At 53.7% G+C, this 17,147-nt stretch carries 18 protein-coding genes; 6 read left to right on the forward strand and 12 right to left on the reverse strand.

Annotation, left to right across the window (positions count from 1 at the left end; genetic code table 11):
- Positions 1–332: 332 nt before the first annotated feature.
- On the forward strand, positions 333–1,322 hold the full coding sequence (locus JYB63_RS16055; RefSeq protein WP_205658913.1) for a glycosyltransferase family 9 protein: 990 nt from the start codon (positions 333–335) through the stop codon (positions 1,320–1,322).
- 20 nt (positions 1,323–1,342) lie between these two features.
- Here JYB63_RS16055 and JYB63_RS16060 read toward each other — a convergent pair whose 3' ends face one another.
- The 3 genes from JYB63_RS16060 to JYB63_RS16070 form a co-directional block, all read right to left on the reverse strand.
- On the reverse strand, positions 1,343–1,777 hold the full coding sequence (locus JYB63_RS16060) for a VOC family protein (RefSeq protein WP_205658914.1): 435 nt from the start codon (positions 1,775–1,777) through the stop codon (positions 1,343–1,345).
- Between the two features lie 66 nt (positions 1,778–1,843).
- Positions 1,844–2,659, reverse strand: a complete 816-nt coding sequence (locus JYB63_RS16065; protein WP_205658915.1) for a PhnD/SsuA/transferrin family substrate-binding protein — start codon at positions 2,657–2,659, stop codon at positions 1,844–1,846.
- A 90-nt stretch (positions 2,660–2,749) separates the two neighbouring features.
- Positions 2,750–3,628 carry a LysR family transcriptional regulator gene (locus JYB63_RS16070; protein WP_205658916.1) on the reverse strand — a complete coding sequence of 293 codons (879 nt, stop codon included), beginning with the start codon at positions 3,626–3,628 and terminating at the stop codon, positions 2,750–2,752.
- A gap of 170 nt (positions 3,629–3,798) precedes the next feature.
- On the opposite strand from JYB63_RS16070, the gene JYB63_RS16075 reads away from it, so the two are divergent.
- From JYB63_RS16075 to JYB63_RS16085, 3 genes are read left to right on the forward strand one after another with little or no spacing between them, the layout of a single operon-like run.
- Entirely contained in the window at positions 3,799–4,200 is a 402-nt protein-coding gene (locus tag JYB63_RS16075; RefSeq protein ID WP_205658917.1) for a ketosteroid isomerase-related protein, read from the forward strand.
- Between the two features lie 33 nt (positions 4,201–4,233).
- A complete protein-coding gene (locus JYB63_RS16080) occupies positions 4,234–4,842 on the forward strand; it encodes a GNAT family N-acetyltransferase (protein ID WP_205658918.1) in 609 nt (202 codons plus the stop codon).
- 3 nt (positions 4,843–4,845) lie between these two features.
- Entirely contained in the window at positions 4,846–5,754 is a 909-nt protein-coding gene (locus JYB63_RS16085; protein ID WP_205658919.1) for a carbon-nitrogen hydrolase family protein, read from the forward strand.
- On the opposite strand, the gene JYB63_RS16090 is transcribed toward JYB63_RS16085, so the two are convergent.
- The 4 genes from JYB63_RS16090 to JYB63_RS16105 all read right to left on the reverse strand — a co-directional run bounded on the left by JYB63_RS16090 (position 5,751) and on the right by JYB63_RS16105 (position 8,202).
- The gene (locus tag JYB63_RS16090) at positions 5,751–6,050 is read right to left on the reverse strand and encodes a type II toxin-antitoxin system RelE/ParE family toxin (protein WP_205658920.1); all 300 of its coding nucleotides are present in this window, start codon (positions 6,048–6,050) and stop codon (positions 5,751–5,753) included. The two genes, JYB63_RS16085 and JYB63_RS16090, sit on opposite strands and share 4 nt — an antisense overlap.
- 7 nt (positions 6,051–6,057) lie before the next feature.
- Positions 6,058–6,291 carry a type II toxin-antitoxin system ParD family antitoxin gene (locus tag JYB63_RS16095; RefSeq protein WP_205658921.1) on the reverse strand — a complete coding sequence of 78 codons (234 nt, stop codon included), beginning with the start codon at positions 6,289–6,291 and terminating at the stop codon, positions 6,058–6,060.
- 104 nt (positions 6,292–6,395) lie between these two features.
- The gene (locus JYB63_RS16100) at positions 6,396–6,884 is read right to left on the reverse strand and encodes a hypothetical protein (protein ID WP_205658922.1); all 489 of its coding nucleotides are present in this window, start codon (positions 6,882–6,884) and stop codon (positions 6,396–6,398) included.
- 103 nt (positions 6,885–6,987) lie between these two features.
- A complete protein-coding gene (locus JYB63_RS16105; protein WP_205658923.1) occupies positions 6,988–8,202 on the reverse strand; it encodes an MFS transporter in 1,215 nt (404 codons plus the stop codon).
- A 114-nt stretch (positions 8,203–8,316) separates the two neighbouring features.
- Between JYB63_RS16105 and JYB63_RS16110 the strand changes: the two genes are divergently transcribed.
- Entirely contained in the window at positions 8,317–9,246 is a 930-nt protein-coding gene (locus JYB63_RS16110) for a LysR substrate-binding domain-containing protein (RefSeq protein ID WP_205658924.1), read from the forward strand.
- A gap of 110 nt (positions 9,247–9,356) precedes the next feature.
- Here the strand turns inward: JYB63_RS16110 and JYB63_RS16115 are convergent, their stop codons facing one another.
- The 4 genes from JYB63_RS16115 to JYB63_RS16130 all read right to left on the reverse strand — a co-directional run bounded on the left by JYB63_RS16115 (position 9,357) and on the right by JYB63_RS16130 (position 15,179).
- The gene (locus JYB63_RS16115; RefSeq protein ID WP_205658925.1) at positions 9,357–10,679 is read right to left on the reverse strand and encodes an ABC transporter permease; all 1,323 of its coding nucleotides are present in this window, start codon (positions 10,677–10,679) and stop codon (positions 9,357–9,359) included.
- 1 nt (position 10,680) lies between these two features.
- On the reverse strand, positions 10,681–11,496 hold the full coding sequence (locus tag JYB63_RS16120; protein WP_205658926.1) for an ATP-binding cassette domain-containing protein: 816 nt from the start codon (positions 11,494–11,496) through the stop codon (positions 10,681–10,683).
- An 81-nt stretch (positions 11,497–11,577) separates the two neighbouring features.
- Entirely contained in the window at positions 11,578–12,585 is a 1,008-nt protein-coding gene (locus tag JYB63_RS16125) for a taurine ABC transporter substrate-binding protein (RefSeq protein ID WP_205658927.1), read from the reverse strand.
- Between the two features lie 173 nt (positions 12,586–12,758).
- Entirely contained in the window at positions 12,759–15,179 is a 2,421-nt protein-coding gene (locus JYB63_RS16130) for a GcvT family protein (protein ID WP_205658928.1), read from the reverse strand.
- Between the two features lie 142 nt (positions 15,180–15,321).
- Between JYB63_RS16130 and JYB63_RS16135 the strand changes: the two genes are divergently transcribed.
- Positions 15,322–16,227 (forward strand): LysR family transcriptional regulator, encoded by a 906-nt coding sequence (locus JYB63_RS16135; protein ID WP_205658929.1) that lies wholly within the window; start codon positions 15,322–15,324, stop codon positions 16,225–16,227.
- Here the strand turns inward: JYB63_RS16135 and JYB63_RS16140 are convergent.
- Positions 16,199–17,098 carry a DMT family transporter gene (locus tag JYB63_RS16140; protein WP_205658930.1) on the reverse strand — a complete coding sequence of 300 codons (900 nt, stop codon included), beginning with the start codon at positions 17,096–17,098 and terminating at the stop codon, positions 16,199–16,201. The genes JYB63_RS16135 and JYB63_RS16140 overlap by 29 nt on opposite strands.
- Between the last annotated feature and the right edge of the window lie 49 nt (positions 17,099–17,147).

Below are 17,147 nucleotides of genomic sequence, written 5' to 3' on the forward strand. Positions count from 1 at the left end.
TTCACATAGCACGTTTATGTCGTGCACAAGGCAGGTTTTGTCGTGCTAAGAAAGGTTACAGATACAGCGGTTTGTGTTCTCTCCGCCGGATGAGAATACCGGGCAGAAGTTCGAAAAATGCTGATTGCAACCACCGCTGCCTGCGTGCTTGTTAAAAGTCTTTGAAGAACAGTGTCAGGTTTTATACATCTTCAGTAACAGGTAAGCATCGTTCAAGAGCGTTAATCTGCAGAAGAATCTTCATGGTTTTGTCATGAGGTTTTACCTTTTATCAACAATTCATCCGATACCATTTCCAGGTCAGTTAACAGGCTGTAAAGGGCAGGATTCGAATGAAAAATGTTGCGGTATTTGTGCCTAACCGTGAGCAGTTCGGCAATATCACCACTCAGATTCCCATGCTGTATGCGATCAGGAAGCAGTATCCGGATGCGCATATCACCGTGTATACCCGTTCCGGCAACAGTCGGGTGTTAGTGGATGCCGGCGTTGCAGATGCTCTGATTAACTACCAGCACTGGCATTTTATGAAAGTGCTTCGCAGTCTGAGGAATGGAAGCTTCGATACTGTATTCAATGTCTATTCCGGTTCAGAGAGAATCCACCTTGCGGTACTGGCTTCCGGGATTAAACGTAAATACGCATTCAGTGATTCAGGGCTCATCGATAAACTCGGGCTTTATACCCGGCACATGCTTGTGGATAAAGGTAAGCAATATATAGCGCTGGATAATCTGGCGCTTGCGAATGCAGCATTAGGCACCGATTTTGATACCACGATCATTAAAGCGTTAGGCCGCGAAGCGCCGGAAGAAAAAAGTACGCTGACACTGGTGCCGGGAGGCGGTGCGGGAGAGTTTAAAGTCTGGCCGGTTGAAAACTACTGTGAGGCGGCGAAGCAGGTCTTTGATGATGCAGAGAATATCAGCAGGATTTGTGTTGTATTAGGCCCGCAGGAAGCTCAGAAAGCCGGGCAGGTTGAACAGCTGTTGGCGGAGTATCCTTACGAAATCGTTTTGTCTCCATCCGTCAATGAACTGATTGATCTGGCCAGTGCATCAGCCTTAACCCTCTCTAATGATTGTGGCCCGTGTCATATTTTCCAGATGATGAAGGTACCGATGATCATGATCTGGGGATGGCAAATTCACCCGGATCAGTGCCGGTCGCCTTACCATACCCTCACGAACTGGTATCAGAACAGTGATGACTCATGGTGTGTATTTCCGACGGAATCTGAAAAGCGAATCGACACAATACCGGTGGAGCGCGTGACATCACTGTCATTAATGCAGCTGGCAAGAAACACGCTCACGGCTTAGTTTCAGGTATTGATGACGTGCTATACGTGCTGGTCGAAGCCGCCAGTACCGGTAGTCTGATTATCCACAAAGTCATCCAGTTCAATCACGTTGCCGTCCGGATCACGGATGAAAATCGCCTCCATATGGGGGATTTCAAAACTGCCTGTGATGGCAATGTTATTGGTTTCCATGAATTGCCGGGCTTCGCTGAGGGAGCTGACAGTCAGGGCGATATGTGTAATGCCGGTATATTTTTCCGGCAGGTCCATCAGAATATTGCAGTCGCCACTGATTTCAGGTGCCCCCAGCAGGTTGAGTACCACGCCGCTGGGGTGACGCATCACCACCGGATGGCCTTCATCAAAGCCGGTATCGGTCATGAACTGAAATCCCAGCTGTTCATAAAAGTGAACTGAGCGGGATTTGTCGCGGATACGAATACCAATATGATTAACGTTTTCAATGTGCAGCATACAGCTTCTCCTTATACGGCGGAGGTCGTTAAGAACTGATGCTGTTAATAATAGTCGCCTGCAGGCTCAGGAGCAGGAAATCTGCCAGGGCAGGCTATCGTCTGCTTGCACGACAGGGTGGCTAGCAAGGGGGGCGCTGCAGCGCCAGCCGGTCGCAGCCGGGGTGCGCATACTGCGATACACGTCGGTAGCGGTAGGCAGAATGCCGGCGATGCCAAGTGAATCGCCATGCAAGGCTACTGCCTGGCTGAGCGCCGTGCACAGCAGGTCGGCGGATACTTTGCCTTGCCTGTGGGTAACATAAGGAGGGGCCGGTGCTTCGCTGCTGCGGTCAATAATGACAATGCCGTTGTCGGTATCCGACTGACTGAGCAGGTTCCATGAATGGGCGTCAATGGCGGCATAGTCTGCCAGGCCATCGCGGATCAGCTGCAGGCTGGCTTCATGTGAGCCGCTGATCAGGTACTGATCTGCCTGCCAGCCCTGCGCAGCAAACCATTCCAGTAGCGCATTACAGCCGGAGCGGGAGCTGGGTGAATTGACTACCAGACGATTACCGGACCGCGGTGAAGCCGCCGTGACAATGTGGCTGAAATAGTTTCCCGGCTGGCAGTCAAGGTCGCTGAATACTGGCCGGGCAACCGGCATCAGTTCACCGGCGTGCGGTGTAAACAAGTCCGGGCCGCAGCACTGGCTGATCAGCAGTTGCGGGCTTTGCCACTGGGTTTCCAGTGGCGTTTTGCGGTCCAGCTGAAGAGGTAACAGCTCACAGCCTTCTGCCAGATGTTCAGCCAGACAGGCACGGGCCGTCCGCCAGAAATCATCTAGCTGCGAGTGGCTGGTGCTCAGGTCATACCAGGGCAGGCTGGCGATTAGTGTCACAGGCGTATGGTCTTCCGGCTGGCTGCTAAGATGCAGCTTAAGGTGTCAGTTAAGCTATAAGTGCCGCGCAGGATACACCCTTCCGATTGATTAAGAAATAGCCAGCGTTGCTTCCCTGAGCCAGTCGGTAAAATGAATGACTTTGGCCAGTCCCTGCCGGTCATTGACGATATCCAGCCAGTAACCGGCCGGGCCGGATACTTCGACATCGCTGAACTGAATCAGGCTGCCATCGGCCAGTTCGTGACTGATCATCTGTTTATCGATGATGGCGAAGCCTGCGCCGCCTTTTACAGCATTGATCACCTGATCCAGTGTGCTGAATTCCATACCCCGGGCGGGATCAATCCGGTCCAGTAGGCCGGCAGCCTGCAGCCAGTTATCCCAGACCGGCAGGCGTTTGCCCTGATGGAGGATATGCAAAAGGTTATGGTTTTCCTGTTCCAGGTGCCGGGCCTGTTCCAGCAGAGGTGGTGCACACACCGGAATATGCTGTTCCAGTACCAGCAGCTCGCTGTAATGCTGGGGGCGGGCGGTCTGGCCGAAGCGGATCTGGCAGTCGAAGATGATCTGGTCGTTAGCCTGATCCTGTACCGACAGTTCCAGTTCCCGGAAACGGTGATGGAAATCGCTCAGGCGGGGGGCAAGCCAGCGGGTGGCGTAAGTAGGGGGAACGAGAATATTCAGTTTCTGGCGCTGGTTCGGATCCCGCAGTTCCTGTACCGCACCTTCCATCAGGTTGAATGACTGCTCTAGCTTGGTCAGTAGCTGGCGGCCGGCATCGGTGAGTTCCAGACGATGATGCAGGCGAATAAACAGTGGCACACCGAGATAGTCTTCCAGCTGTTTTATCTGCCGGCTGACGGCTCCCTGCGTTACGTTAAGAACGTGTGCGGCCTGGGTAAAGCTCAGTTGTTTACCGGCTGCTTCGAATACCCGCAGGGCATTCAGGGGAGGAAGTGCACGCATAGTTGTATTCTGGTCACTGATTTTTCCCTGAGATTAGCAGTTTAGCCATGTGGATCAAGTGGTTAATGTTCAGATACTGACCCATGTCGCATCAGGGTATGGTGTCTGCAGTGGAAATCATTAGAGTAACCGGCAACAAGGTAAATTACTTTCCGACAGGAGTATAAAAGATGCAGACCCAGGCACTGATCGAAGCCTATTACGGGGCGTTCAACCGTGGCGATATGGATGCGTTTCTGGCGTTACTGACCGACGATGTGCGTCATGGTATTAATCAGGGTGGCACAGAAGTGGGCAAAGAGGCCTTTGCACGTTTTATGGATAAGATGAATGCTCACTACAAAGAGCAACTGACGGATATTGTCGTCATGGTCTCAGCCGATGGCAGCCGGGCGGCTGCTGAGTTTGTGGTACACGGGGAATACCTGAGCACTGATGAAGGCTTACCGGCTGCAAACGGGCAGAAGTATGTGTTGCCTGCCGGCGCGTTTTTTGAAATCAAAGACGGTAAGGTTGACCGCATCAGTAATTATTACAATCTGGAAGACTGGATTGCTCAGGTAAGTGCATAATTTTTCTTTCCGGTTTCAGGAGTTCAGACAGGCATGGCAGAACTGACCATTGAGCGGTACAGGGGTGCGGCGTTACAGCAATTTATTCCGGCAGTTGCGGCACTTCGTATAGAAGTATTCCGGGCATTTCCTTACCTGTATGAAGGCAACGAAGCCTATGAAGCGGAATATCTGCAGACCTATGTGGACAGCCCTGGCGCCGTGGTGGTGATCGCCCGTGATGGCGAGCAGGTTGTCGGTGCTTCTACCGGCCTGCCGCTGGCTGCTGAGTGCGAAGAATTCCGCCGGCCTTTTGAAGAGGCCGGTTACCCGGTGGATAAAATTTTTTACTGCGCCGAGTCTGTCCTGCAACCGTCTTACCGGGGGCGGGGGATCGGCGTCGCCTTCTTTGACCAGCGGATCGCCCATGCCCGGGAAACCGGGGATTTTGACTGGCTGACCTTCTGTGCGGTACAGCGGCCGGAAACCCATCCTTTACGCCCGGCAGATTACCAGCCGCTTGACCGTTTCTGGCAAAAACGGGGTTTTACGCAGGCTGGAGGGCTGACCACTGAGTTCAGCTGGCAGGATGTGGATCAGCCGGAAGAAACCGCCAAACCTATGCAGTTCTGGATGCGGCAAATGCCAGCAGGAGACCTCTGAAAAATGACAACACGTTCCGTCAACATTGCCACTGCACAATACGATATTGGTTACTTCGAAAGCTTTGACACCTACCGTGAGAAGGTGATTTGCTGGGTAGAAGAGGCCCTTGAATACGGTGCTCAGTTGCTGGTGTTTCCTGAATATGCCTGTATGGAACTGACTTCATTGTTTGCTGAGCCACTGCGGCAGAACATCAGTGATCAGTTGGTGGCCTATCAGGATCTCCATGATGATTTCTGCCAACTGTATGCGGAACTGGCAGCACAGCATCAGGTATATATTCAGCCGGGCACGTTTCCGGTCGTGGATGAAACGGGAAGCGGTTACCTGAACCGGGCTTACCTGTTTGGCCCGGAGGGAGAAATCGGCTTTCAGGACAAACAGATCATGACCCGCTTTGAAGATGAACACTGGCAGATTTCACCGGGCAATGAGCTGAAAGTTTTTAATCTGCCGTTCGCGAAGGTGGGTATTAACATCTGTTTCGACAGTGAATTCCCGCTGCTGGCCCGTCAGCAGGTTGAAGCCGGTGCGGAACTGATTCTGGTACCTTCCTGCACCGACACCATGGCGGGCTATTATCGGGTACAGACCGGCTGCCGTGCCCGGGCGCTGGAGAATCAGTGTTATGTGGTACAGGCAGCAACCCTGGGCGAAGCGGAGTGGTCCCCTGCGGTGGATGAAAACCACGGTGCAGCAGCGGTCTACACGCCAATTGACCGTGGATTCCCTGATGACGGTATTCTCAGTATAGGCCCGGTAGATAAGCCGCAGTGGGTCTATGCAGAGCTGGATTTTGACCGGTTGGCAGCAGTGCGTAAAGATGGTCAGGTACTTAACCACCGGGACTGGGATAAGCAGTTGCTGAAAGCTTTGGTGAGCCAGGAAAATGGGGCGGCTGGGATTTAGTTTTTCAGCCTGTTACCGATGTCCATGCGTTGGTGAAGTATTCTGACGATAAGTAACCGGCGCATGGGTATTATCCGGTAGAAAATGATATGCCGGTTGATACGGTCTTTACGGTAACCCTCCCGGATAAAATGGATATCGGTTCCCGTTTCAGGAGCGGATGCTAACAGCCTGAATGCTTCATCCAGTTGTTTAAGATAGTTAAGCCTCTGCCTGCGTCCCCAGTGTTTTTCTGTATAACGGGCAATGTCTTTTAGATCAGCTTTGGCTAGTTCCGTTAGAACAAAGTCTGACATAGATATTTTACTCTGCGTCCAGTTCCTTCATCAGTGACTCATATTCGTAGTCCGCAATTCCGCTTTCTTCTCCGTTTTTCAGCAGACTGCGTAATACTTCGATTTTTTGCTCTCTTTCTTCTAGAATCCGTAAACCTGCCCGAACCACTTCACTGGCGGAGTTATACCTGCCATTTTCAATCTGGTGAGCGATAAAACTGTCGAAATGTTCGCCGAGCGTAATGCTAGTGTTTTTAGTCATAGCGGTATCCCTATACCAATATATACCGGATATTGGTATTGAGGCGTGGGAAAGTCAAATGATGAGGGGCTGAAGCAAACTGAATCTGGCCGGGACGGGTAGTATCAAAAGTCATCATCAATTGCTTCCTGAAGCTCTTCTGCCAGTGCCGGAAAGTCTTTCCCGTAAAAAGCTTTTTCCTGTTTGGTGAAATGGCCACCTTCAATGTAATAGTCCCGGCTTTTAACGCCGTTACTGACAGTTACCCACAGGTGAGTCTGATAGGAGATTGCGTCGTCCGCCCGGGCAAGTACGTTGGCGGTACCCCGAACGATCCAGCTAACGGGCTGATAGCCCAGCTTCCAGTCTTCTTCACGTTTCAGGGCCGTAACCTTGATGCTCACCGGTGCTTCCGGCTGTTCCGCGGTGTAGTAGATGTTTTCGAGGTGCCGGTTCAGGGCGCGAATTTCACCGTTAAGCATTGAACGGGCCGACATTGCCAGTGCATCGGGGGAGTAAGTTACGGCGTGAACCCGGGTTTGCGGTTGCGGTGGCTGAGTGTTCATGCAGGCACTAAGGAGGAAAACAGAAGTAAGGATGAGTAGCTGACGCATAGTTTTTTCCGGCAGAGATATACAGGCAGTGTAGATGTGACCTTTGGCCCGGGAAAAAATTTCATTTGTCCCTTTAAGTGGTACGAGTGAAAGTAGCCGGCGATCAGGTCGCCGGCCGGTATTTCTGTAAACGTGCAGGAGTGATCGGCAGATGTACAAAGGCGGCGAATAATCCCAGTGCCGCACTGATGATCAGCGCCAGGTCGTATGAGCCTGTGGCGTCAAAGATAAGCCCGCCCCACCAACTGCCAAAGAAAGCCCCGATCTGATGGCTGAACATCACAAAGCCAAACAGGGAGGCGAGATTTTTCGGGCCAAAGATTCTTGCTACGGTGCCACTGGTCAGTGGCACCGTGGATAACCACAACACGCCCATGATAACCGAGAAAACATAGAACAGCGTTTCACTGGCCGGTACTACTAACAGCAACATAATCAGACAGGCTCGCAGCCAGTAGATCAGAGACAGTAGCCAGGGTTTATGCCAGCGGTCACCTGCCCAGCCCGCCAGAATGACACCGGCAACGTTTGCCAGTCCGATCAGCGCAATAGATTCTGAAGCAACTGATGCCGGCAGGCCGCAGTACGCCACAATCCCCGACATATGTACGGACAAAAAGGCAATGTGAAAGCCGCAGACAAAGAAGCCAAGGTTCAGTAACTGATAATCCCGTACTTTGAAAGCTGCCCCGATACTGCGCCAGTCGATCTGCTGAGCAGCAGGTGCGGATGTGGATGTATCAGCCTGTTTTGGGGGTAACAGAGCACGGGAAAACAGCACAATCAGTATGATACTGCTGGCAAAAATCAGAAAAATTTCTGACCAGTTGAAGGCGGCATCTATTTGCCCCAAAGCAAAGGCGTAGAGAAACTGCCCCAGCGAACCACCGGCACTGGCGATGCCCAATGCCAATGTACGGTTATGCTCCGCGAAACGTTTTCCCACCGCTGCAAGAGCCAGCGGGTAAGTCGTGGCGCCTACACCGACGCCGATCAGTAGGGCATTGCCTGCAAAGAACATCCAGCCACTGCTGGCCAGTGCCGCCAGTACCATACCGGCGGCATAGAGCAGTGCGCCAACCGACATCACACGGAACAGACCGTAGCGTTCTGCCAGTAATCCGGCGAACGGTGCAACGGCACCCCAGAGCAGATTTTGTATGGCAAAACCAAAAGAAAGCTCAGCCCGGGGGAGGCTCAGATCCAGACTGATTTCCGGCAGCATGATTCCGGTGGTCTGGCGAATACCCATGTTAACGGCCAGTATGATTGCGGCTGCAGCGACCACAAACCAAGGGCTGGAGAGAATCCGGTTCATTGCTTAAGACGTTCCTGAATCTGATGTTTGGATTGAGTTGCTGGCTATCCTGACGTAAAGATGTAATTCTGACAAACGATTAATAGCCCTGATATAGAATAGAAAATCTCTCTTATGAATACTGCGCCGATTAAAGCCATTCATTATTTCTGTGTGGCTGCCCGCCATATGAGTTTTAAAGCGGCGGCTGAAGAATTATCGGTTACCCCTGGTGCGGTCAGCCAGCAGGTAAGGCTTCTGGAGCGCTGGCTTGGTGCGGCGCTGTTTGAACGGGGTACCCGGGTGATTCGCCTGACCCGGATGGGGGAGGATTACTTTAAACGGGTGGATTCTCAGCTGAATGAATTGCTGGGGGTCAGCCACTCTATTTCCCGTCAGTCCGGGCGACGTCAGGTTAAACTGGCTTTACCGCCGGGGTTTGCCCAGCAGTGTTTTGCGCCGGAGTTAGCGGCGTTTTTCAGACGTTATCCCCAGTTGGAATTGCAAACGAATGTCTCAGTGTTACCGGAAACACTCAGTGGTGAAAATAATGAACTAGCAGTGCGGCATTTAAGTACGCTTGTCTCTGGTCTGGTATGTGAGAAATTACAGGATGTATGCCTTATGCCGGTGTGCTCGGCTGAATATCTGGCGAGCCATCCCCGGCTGGAGGATAGGCTGCAGCAGGTGGCTGAAGGAGCAGGTGATCAGCAGCCGGTTTCTGCCAGCGTTGATTGCTGCCTGATTTATAACCAGCAGCAGCCGGACTGGCACAAAGTGTATCCCCTGCTGGGGATTAACCCGGACCGGGAGCGGGCCTACCACTGTAATACCAGTGTTAACGTACTGGATGCCGTGCGACACCATGTGGGGATTGGTCTGCTGGAAAGTTCACTGATTGGGCGGGAGCTTGCCAGTGGCGAGTTGATAAGTTTGTTAGCGAAGCCATTGCCAGCCAGCCGGCATATGTACGTGGTATACAGCGATAAGGTGCTGCTCAGTGATGACGCTCTCATCGTCAAAGACTGGTTACTGGACACTTTCGGCCAGTATCCGCAGGCCTGAATGCGGGTATAAAAAGTACGGGTATAAAAGCGCGGGCATAAAAAAAGGGGCCTGCATAGCAGAACCCCTTTACCCATTGGCAACTTTTAATCCACAGGCTTGTTTGCCCGTTAGCTCTTACCTTTCCATGGCACCAGACGGTCTTCGGCTTTACGCATCAGGATTTCGATGCTGTAACCGATGATGCCGATAATAACGATGCCCATGATGACGATGTCTGTCTGCTGGAATTTGGATGCGGCGATGATCATCTTACCGGCACCTTTCTCAGCGGCAACCAGCTCAGCAGCAACCACTGTTCCCCAGCAAACCCCCATGGCGACCCGGGCACCGGTGAAGATTTCCGGTAACGAGTTAGGCAGGATGACCTTGGTCAGAACCTGACGTTTGGAGGCACCCAGCGAGTAAGCTGCATGTACTTTGGTGATGTTCACCCCGGAGACACCGGCACGGGCGGCAATGGTCATGATCCACAGGGATGCCAGGAACAGCAGGCTGATCTTGCCCTGTTCCCAGATACCGAACCAGATAATCACCAGCGGAATCAGCGCCAGTGGCGGCACCGGACGCATAAACTCAACAATCGGATCGAACCAGCCTCGCAGCCAGCCATTCAGCCCCATCGCGAAGCCCAGTGGGATACCAAACAGGCAGCCCAGCAGGAAGCCGATGACAACCCGGGTCATAGACCAGCCGACGTTCTGTGCCAGGCTGACATTCTGGTAGCCTTCCATTGCAATGCTGACGATTTTTTCAACCACCGCTTCCGGTGCTGGCAGCCAGATGGCTTCCATCTGCCAGCCGGCATTCGGTGTAAACGACAGGCTGCCCTTGTTCGTCATGCGTACCGTGCCATGGTCCACATTCAGAGTGATACCCGGGCTGATGGGCTGGTTATTCACATGGGTCACTTTGTAACCTGGCTGATCGCCACCTTCATCGTTTTTCTGGGCCTTGATCAGCTTGCTGCGGGATACCGGTACGACAAGCTGATCATCGTTGGCGAATCCCTGCGCGGTATTCAGGTTGAAATTCTGCTCAGGGGTCTCCGCATCTTTTACCTGTACATGTACCGTCGCCACTGCGTTTTCGCCGTTGGCATTTTCGGCTGTATAGGTGAAGCTGGTATTACCGCTGAACGGACCGGGAACATGTAACGGTACGATTTTAGAGCCGGTAAACACGCCCCAGATCAGGAAGATGGTGATCACGGCTAATACCGAGGCGACCCGGTTGGCGGTAACCGCACTTTCATCACCAAAGGTGACGGTTTTACGGCTGGTGAAGTCTGCATGCTGCGGGCGGAACTGTGATACCAGGCTGAACGCCATGTAACAGAAGCCGCTGATACCCACATACAGGGAGAAAATGATCGCGATGCCGACTGCCAGAGACAGGGTGTCGGAGCTGAGTGCGAGAAATTCCTGCCACATATTAAGCCTCCTTACGGCCCATGATTTCTTCTTCCATATCCCAGATCATGCCGAGAATTTCTTCCCGCTTGATGGCAAAATCAGGATGCTTTTTAACCTCACGCAGATCGGCGCGGGCCCCCAGTTCAGCGAAGGGTAGCTGGTATTCTTTGTGAATCCGGCCCGGACGCGGCGCCATAACCAGCAGGCGTTCGCCGAGCAACAGGGCTTCTTCAACCGAGTGGGTGATGAGGATGATGGTCTTGCCGGTTTTCTTCCAGATATCCAGTACCAGGCTCTGCATCTTTTCCCGGGTCAGGGCATCCAGAGCCCCCAGAGGTTCATCCATCAGAATGACATCCGGATCATTAGCCAGACAGCGCGCCAGCGCGACCCGTTGTTGCATACCGCCGGACAGTTCATAAATCATTTTTTCGCCAAAGGCGTGCAGACCAACGATTTCCAGTAACTCATCGACTTTGGTGTTGATGATGGCTTCGTCGGTGCCTTTCATCCGCGGGCCAAAACCGATGTTCTCCCGGACACTCATCCATTCGAACAGGGCGCCCTGCTGGAAGACCATACCCCGTTCGTGGCCGGGGCCAAGTACTTCAGTATCAGGGGCATCGTCGTGGCTGAGGATGACATGCCCGGATGTGGGGGCCAGAAAGCCCGCAAGAATGTTGAGCAGGGTACTTTTGCCGCAGCCGGATGGCCCGAGTACGGACATCAGCTCACCTTTTTTCAACTCCAGGTTGATGTTCTTAAGCGCTTCAACGGCGCTGCCATCCGGCAGATCGAAGGTCATGCAGACGGCGTTTATTTTTAATCCTGACATGGTGATTTCACTTCTACAGATTCAACAGAGGATACGGCTACGGCACTCAGTCAGCCTGAGTGCCATAGCCGTATCACTTGATCACAGCTGGCTGCTGGCTTGCAGATAGGATGCATCCACCGCATCGTCGTAAGACGCGCGGGCCTGCGGGATCGTGCCCTGTTTGGTGAAGAAGTCTGCTACTTCTTTGAGGAATACCTGCAGATCACCGCCTAACCAGGCCTGGCTCAGCTGCTGGTCACGGGCCGGGAAGCTGAAACCTGCCAGAGTGCTGCTGGCGGAGGCGTCATCCATACCGGCGGCTTTGGCAATGGTTGGTAGCATTGCAGCCGGTTCCTGCTTGTAACGGCTGTTCATGTCGGCGGTTACATCCAGGAATTTGGCAACCAGTTCAGGGTGCTCATCACCGAAGCTGGCAGGAATAACCGTGGCGTCGAATACCTTGATACCAATGGCTTCTTTTTCCGCACCGGTCAGCAGTACGTTGCCGTGTTCTTTCATACGCTTGAGCGCACCGCCCCAGCCACACACCATATCCAGGTTACCGTTGGCAAAAGCTGCTGCTGCATCAGGCGGGGCCATATCGACGATTTTCATGCCGCCGGTGTCCACGCCGAAGTGCTCCATTTGCTTCAGGAAACCGTAGTGAGCTGCGGTACCGATCGGAACCCCCACTTCTTTACCGGCCAGTTCTTTGGCGTTGGTTTTGTCGATTTCCAGATCTTCACGGACCACGCAGTTATCGTTTTCCGAGTAGGCAACGGCGACGTCGATGATTTGCAGGTCCTGCCCGGCAGAAGCGGCCACCACGAACGGCGGGATACCCTGTGAAAACGAGATCTGTACGTCGCCGGATGCCATGGCTGCAGACATCGCGGTGCCGGAATCAAAGGCTACCCAATTGATTTTCACGCCCATGGCATCTTCATAAGCCTGGGTGCTCTGGGCATACAGGTTAGGGGTTGGCCACTCGAGGAAGTAGGCGACGGTAATTTCTTCACGGGCCTGAGCGGTGGTGCTCAGAGCGGCGGTCAGTGCGGCACCCAGCAGGGTGTGTTTCAGTACGGTTTTGGTCTTCTGGTGTTGCATAGGTACTCCATTTTTAAAAGTTCAGATTCAGTGCCTACAGCTGGCTAAATCCGGTGTTATTGTTATTTTCAACTTCGGGTTTGGATGGCTGTATGTCCTCCTTCAGGTTCTGGTCGGGATCTGTAAATAAGGAAAAAACCCCGGCCAGGCCGGGGAATCAGGAGTTGCTCGGGTTATGCTTTCAGTCGGGCGTTGCTCGGGTCGTAGGCGCAACCTTTGATCCGGCGGGCCGGATAGGTGTTGCCCAGAACCTTCACGCTCAACTCAGCGTCTAATACGGAGCGGCGAACATAGGCCAGTGCAAGGCTTTGCTGGATGCGGTGACCATAACCACCGGAGCTGACCTGGCCAACAATCTCACCGTTGCAGTACACCGGTTCCATACCGGTGCTGGCGTCGACGTCAGTGCTGTCAACGCTCAGCAGCACCAGACGGTGTTCGTCATCGCCACGGGATTCCTGTAGGGCGGCCTTACCTTCGAATTCACGGCCTTCGGTTTTCACGAAGTAGCTCAGGTTAGCTTCACGGCTGTTGAATTCCAGGTTCAGATCGTGGCCCCACATTGGATAGCCTTTTTCCAGTCGCAGGCTGTCCATGGCACGCAGGCCAAAGTCGCCAATGCCGTGTGCGGCACCTGCTTCCATCAGGGCATCATAAAGTGCCAGCTGATGTTCAATTGGGTGGTGCAGTTCCCAGCCCAGCTCACCGACGAAGTTCATCCGCAGGGCGCGTACCGGTACACCGGCCACTTCGATTTGCTGTCCGGTGAACCATGGGAAGCTGTCGTTATCCAGCGGTGTGTCGGTCAGCTTGGACAGAATACGGCGGGCTTCAGGGCCGGCCAGCACCAGGGTGCCGTAATCACGGGTGATGTTATTCAGCTGTACGGAGTTATCCGCCGGCAGTCGCTGGCGCAGCCAGTCTTCAACCAGCAGTTCGGCCGCCGCCGGTGCCATGATGTAGTAGTGCTGATCCGCCAGTTTGGTGATGGAATATTCCCAGGCAATGCCACCGTTACGGCTCAGCGGGTGAGACAGGGTGATAGCGCCCACGTCCTGTGGTGTCTGGTTAGGGGAAATAGATTCCAGCCAGTTGTATGCGCCGTCACCGCTGATCTCAAACTTGGTAAACGGGGAAAGGTCGATAACCCCGGCTTTTTCCTGAACCAGACGGCATTCTTCAGCCACCGCTTCAAACCAGTTACCCCGGCGGAAGCTGTGAACTTCTTTGGCAGGCTGGCCTTCAGGGGCAAACCAGCTGGCTCGTTCCCAGCCGAAATAGGCACCGCATACGGCATTTTTCTGTTGCTGACGCAGCAGAGCCGGTACGGTCTTCTGATCCCGCATGGCCGGACGCATAGCATATTCGTTGGCATAGCCCAGCTGATATTCGTTGGCATAGACTTCAGTAGCTTTGGCCACGGTGTATTCGTGGTTGGCATAATCACCGAAGCGGCGCGGATCCAGTTCGAATAAATCCAGTTCCGGATGGCCGTCAACAATCCACTGTGCCATGAAGTGACCGGCACCGCCGCCCTGTACGATACCGAAGTTAAAGCCGGTACAGACGAAGTAGTTGTCATAGCCGTGAACCGGGCCGATCAGCGGATGGCCGTCCGGGGTGTAGGTAATCGGGCCGTTCACTACGGTCTTGATACCGGCGGTACCGATCATTTCGATCTGTTCCATGGCGGTACACATGATCTCTTCGATCCGGTCCAGATCCGGTGCCAGCAGTTCCTGGCCGAAAGCGGCAGGTACGCCGTCGGTTGCCCATGGAATTCCGCCTGGCTCATACGGGCCAAGGATCAGACCTTTGCCTTCCTGACGCAGGTAGTAAGATACATCCGGGTCACGCAGCATCGGGATCATGTGATCCAGTTTTTCCAGTTCCGGCACGTTATCGGTGACGACAAACTGGTGCTCCATGGAACACATAGGTAACTGATGGCCAACCATTTTAGCCACTTCGTTGGCGCGGAAACCGGCGGCGTTAACGATGATACCGGCGTCGATTACACCTTTAGCGGTGGTGACTTTCCAGCGGCCGTTCGGCTGTTGTTCGATGCTTTCCACCGGGTTCTGGCGGATAATCGTTGCACCGGCAGCACGGGCACGGCTAGCCATGGCGTTGGTAATGGTGGTCGGATCGATGTGACCGTCATCCGGGTCCCACATACCGCCCAGCAGGCCTTCGGTATTCAGGTGCGGATACAGCTCTTTCAGGCGGTCAGTATCGACCATTTCCAGTCGCAGGCCGGCCATTTCGCCCATGGCCACAACCCGCTCGAATTCGTCCATACGGTCCTGGGTGTGTGCCAGACGTACCGCACCGGTCTGGTGGTGGGAAACACCGCCTTCGTTTTCCTGCTGCAGTTTTGCGTACAGGCTGATGCTGTACTGTTGCAGCTTCATGATGTTGTAGCTGTTGCTGAAGTGCGGCAGGTTACCGGCAGCGTGCCAGGTTGAACCGGCAGTCAGTTCCAGTTTCTCGGTCAGCATGACGTCTGTCCAACCCATCTGGGTCAGGTGGTAGAGGGTGCTGACGCCGGCGATGCCGCCGCCGATGATCAATACTTCAGTGGTGTTTTTCATTGTTATTCTGATCCTGTTTGTGGTGCATGGTCCGGTGGTTTGATAAAGCCTCTCGCCACTTGTTGACCGGATGATTCCATGCTAAATATCCCTTTAACTCCAAACAAACGATTTAAAACTTGCTAATTAATAAGCTGTTCTTATGGATAAATTACTGACCTCGAAAATTCAGCTGAACTGGCTGCGAACATTTGCCACCGTCGGAACCTGCCTGAGCTTCACCCGGGCAGCGGCAGAATTGCATATGAGCCAGTCGGCGGTGAGCCAGCAAATGCAGTTGCTGGAGCATCATCTGGGGCAGCAGTTATTTATCCGGGCGAAGCGGTCAGTGCAGCTCAGTGATGCCGGAAAAGCATTTCTGCCGCTGGTAGAAGAGAATCTGAAGCAATTGAATATCGGGGCGGCTAAGATTTTTTCCCCGCGGGAAAATGCCACGGTAGATGTCAGCGTGAACAGTGCGTTCAGTGTGCTGTGGATGGGGCCGCGGCTGCACAGTTTTACAGCAATTTTTCCGCAGATTTCGATCCGGCAACTGGGGACTAACTGGTCCAGTGATTTTGAGATATCCACCGCTGAGCTGGAGATCCGTTACGGTTCCGGCAGTTGGGAAGGCTTTACCACTGAACGACTGGTCACGCCAAGGTTACGGCCTTACTGCAGCCATGAGAATGCCCGCTGGATACGTCAGCCGGAGGATATACTTTCACTGACGCTGCTGGATGTCATCGGCACGCCGAAGGGGTGGGAAACCTGGTGTGAAACTCATCAGCTGGATATGCAGCAGGCCCGCAGCCTGCAGTATATGGACAGTCACGGCACTGCCGTATCAATGGCTGCGAATGGCCTGGGCATGTGCCTGATGTACGATGAGCTGATGCAGCACGGAGTGCTTGCGCAACAGCTGACTGCCCCGTTTGCCGACAGTATTGCTACCGAAGGCAGTTATTACCTGTGTTACCGCAGTGGCAAGGCGCTGTCTGAAGGGGCGCGTTACTTTGCCGACTGGCTGTTGGAAGAAGTCAGTTATCCTTCCCGGTTTCCGCGCTGAGGGCTGCCTGTGCGGCGGCTTTGTCGCAGCGTTTCTTATGGTAATAAATACCCATGCCCGCCAGAGTTACCGCCGCGCTGAGTAACTGTACACCGGAGAGCACTTCATCCAGCAGCAGGAAGGCAAAAATCATGGTGAATAACGGCTGCAACAGGGTGATATGTACAATCCGGTTAATGCCGTGCTGGTTGATAATGGCGAACCACAGGTAGTAGCCGATAATGGATGAGAAAATCACCATGTAGACCACTGTCAGGATGACCGGCAGGGTGATCTGTGACACCACATCCATACTGTGTCCGGCCAGGTAATAGCCGAAAAAACATGCCGGCGCGGTGATCACGCCGATCCAGAACTGCAGGCTGAGCAGAGGCACATCTTCCAGCCGGCGGATAATGATGTTGGTCATTGCCCAGCAGATCATTGAGGCGACGATGATCAGGGTTCCTAAGGTTAAATCCACCGAACCGCTGAGCATCAGCGGGATTGCCGTACCGGAAAACGCAATGGCGATGCCGGTAATCTGCTTGCGGCTGAGCTTTTCCATCTTCAGCAGGTAAGCCAGTAAAGATGAGATGGGAGCACCGGTAATGACGATTATCACCGTGGTATTACTGCTGACATAGCTGGTACCCAGGGTCAGCAGGTAAAAGTGACCTACACCCATCAAGAACCCGATCAGTATTACACTGGGCAGTTTATCCCAGGGAATCCGGGCGAAGGGCAGCAGCAGTGTGGCCAGCAGCGCAAAACGCAGGGTGTTCAGCAGGCTGGGTGGAATTTCGGTCACGCCAATTTTCAGGGCAACGACATTCAGCCCCCAGATAGCAGTCACACATACGGCGGCCAGAAGTGGCATTTTGATTTGCATTGCGCGTCCTTGTCAGATCAGCCCCGAAGATTTTGAAAACAGGGGGAGC

Origin of the sequence: Aliamphritea spongicola (assembly GCF_017051665.1) — a bacterium.
GTDB lineage: Bacteria > Pseudomonadota > Gammaproteobacteria > Pseudomonadales > Balneatricaceae > Amphritea > Amphritea spongicola.

What these genes read in the sequence shown, in the direction of transcription:
- JYB63_RS16055 (WP_205658913.1), top strand. Translation starts at nt 333, where the DNA reads ATGAAAAATGTTGCGGTATTTGTGCCTAACCGTGAGCAGTTCGGCAAT.
- JYB63_RS16060 (WP_205658914.1), bottom strand. Translation starts at nt 1,777, where the DNA reads ATGCTGCACATTGAAAACGTTAATCATATTGGTATTCGTATCCGCGAC.
- JYB63_RS16070 (WP_205658916.1), bottom strand. Translation starts at nt 3,628, where the DNA reads ATGCGTGCACTTCCTCCCCTGAATGCCCTGCGGGTATTCGAAGCAGCC.
- JYB63_RS16075 (WP_205658917.1), top strand. Translation starts at nt 3,799, where the DNA reads ATGCAGACCCAGGCACTGATCGAAGCCTATTACGGGGCGTTCAACCGT.
- JYB63_RS16080 (WP_205658918.1), top strand. Translation starts at nt 4,234, where the DNA reads ATGGCAGAACTGACCATTGAGCGGTACAGGGGTGCGGCGTTACAGCAA.
- JYB63_RS16085 (WP_205658919.1), top strand. Translation starts at nt 4,846, where the DNA reads ATGACAACACGTTCCGTCAACATTGCCACTGCACAATACGATATTGGT.
- JYB63_RS16090 (WP_205658920.1), bottom strand. Translation starts at nt 6,050, where the DNA reads ATGTCAGACTTTGTTCTAACGGAACTAGCCAAAGCTGATCTAAAAGAC.
- JYB63_RS16095 (WP_205658921.1), bottom strand. Translation starts at nt 6,291, where the DNA reads ATGACTAAAAACACTAGCATTACGCTCGGCGAACATTTCGACAGTTTT.
- JYB63_RS16100 (WP_205658922.1), bottom strand. Translation starts at nt 6,884, where the DNA reads ATGCGTCAGCTACTCATCCTTACTTCTGTTTTCCTCCTTAGTGCCTGC.
- JYB63_RS16105 (WP_205658923.1), bottom strand. Translation starts at nt 8,202, where the DNA reads ATGAACCGGATTCTCTCCAGCCCTTGGTTTGTGGTCGCTGCAGCCGCA.
- JYB63_RS16110 (WP_205658924.1), top strand. Translation starts at nt 8,317, where the DNA reads ATGAATACTGCGCCGATTAAAGCCATTCATTATTTCTGTGTGGCTGCC.
- JYB63_RS16115 (WP_205658925.1), bottom strand. Translation starts at nt 10,679, where the DNA reads ATGTGGCAGGAATTTCTCGCACTCAGCTCCGACACCCTGTCTCTGGCA.
- JYB63_RS16120 (WP_205658926.1), bottom strand. Translation starts at nt 11,496, where the DNA reads ATGTCAGGATTAAAAATAAACGCCGTCTGCATGACCTTCGATCTGCCG.
- JYB63_RS16125 (WP_205658927.1), bottom strand. Translation starts at nt 12,585, where the DNA reads ATGCAACACCAGAAGACCAAAACCGTACTGAAACACACCCTGCTGGGT.
- JYB63_RS16130 (WP_205658928.1), bottom strand. Translation starts at nt 15,179, where the DNA reads ATGAAAAACACCACTGAAGTATTGATCATCGGCGGCGGCATCGCCGGC.
- JYB63_RS16135 (WP_205658929.1), top strand. Translation starts at nt 15,322, where the DNA reads ATGGATAAATTACTGACCTCGAAAATTCAGCTGAACTGGCTGCGAACA.
- JYB63_RS16140 (WP_205658930.1), bottom strand. Translation starts at nt 17,098, where the DNA reads ATGCAAATCAAAATGCCACTTCTGGCCGCCGTATGTGTGACTGCTATC.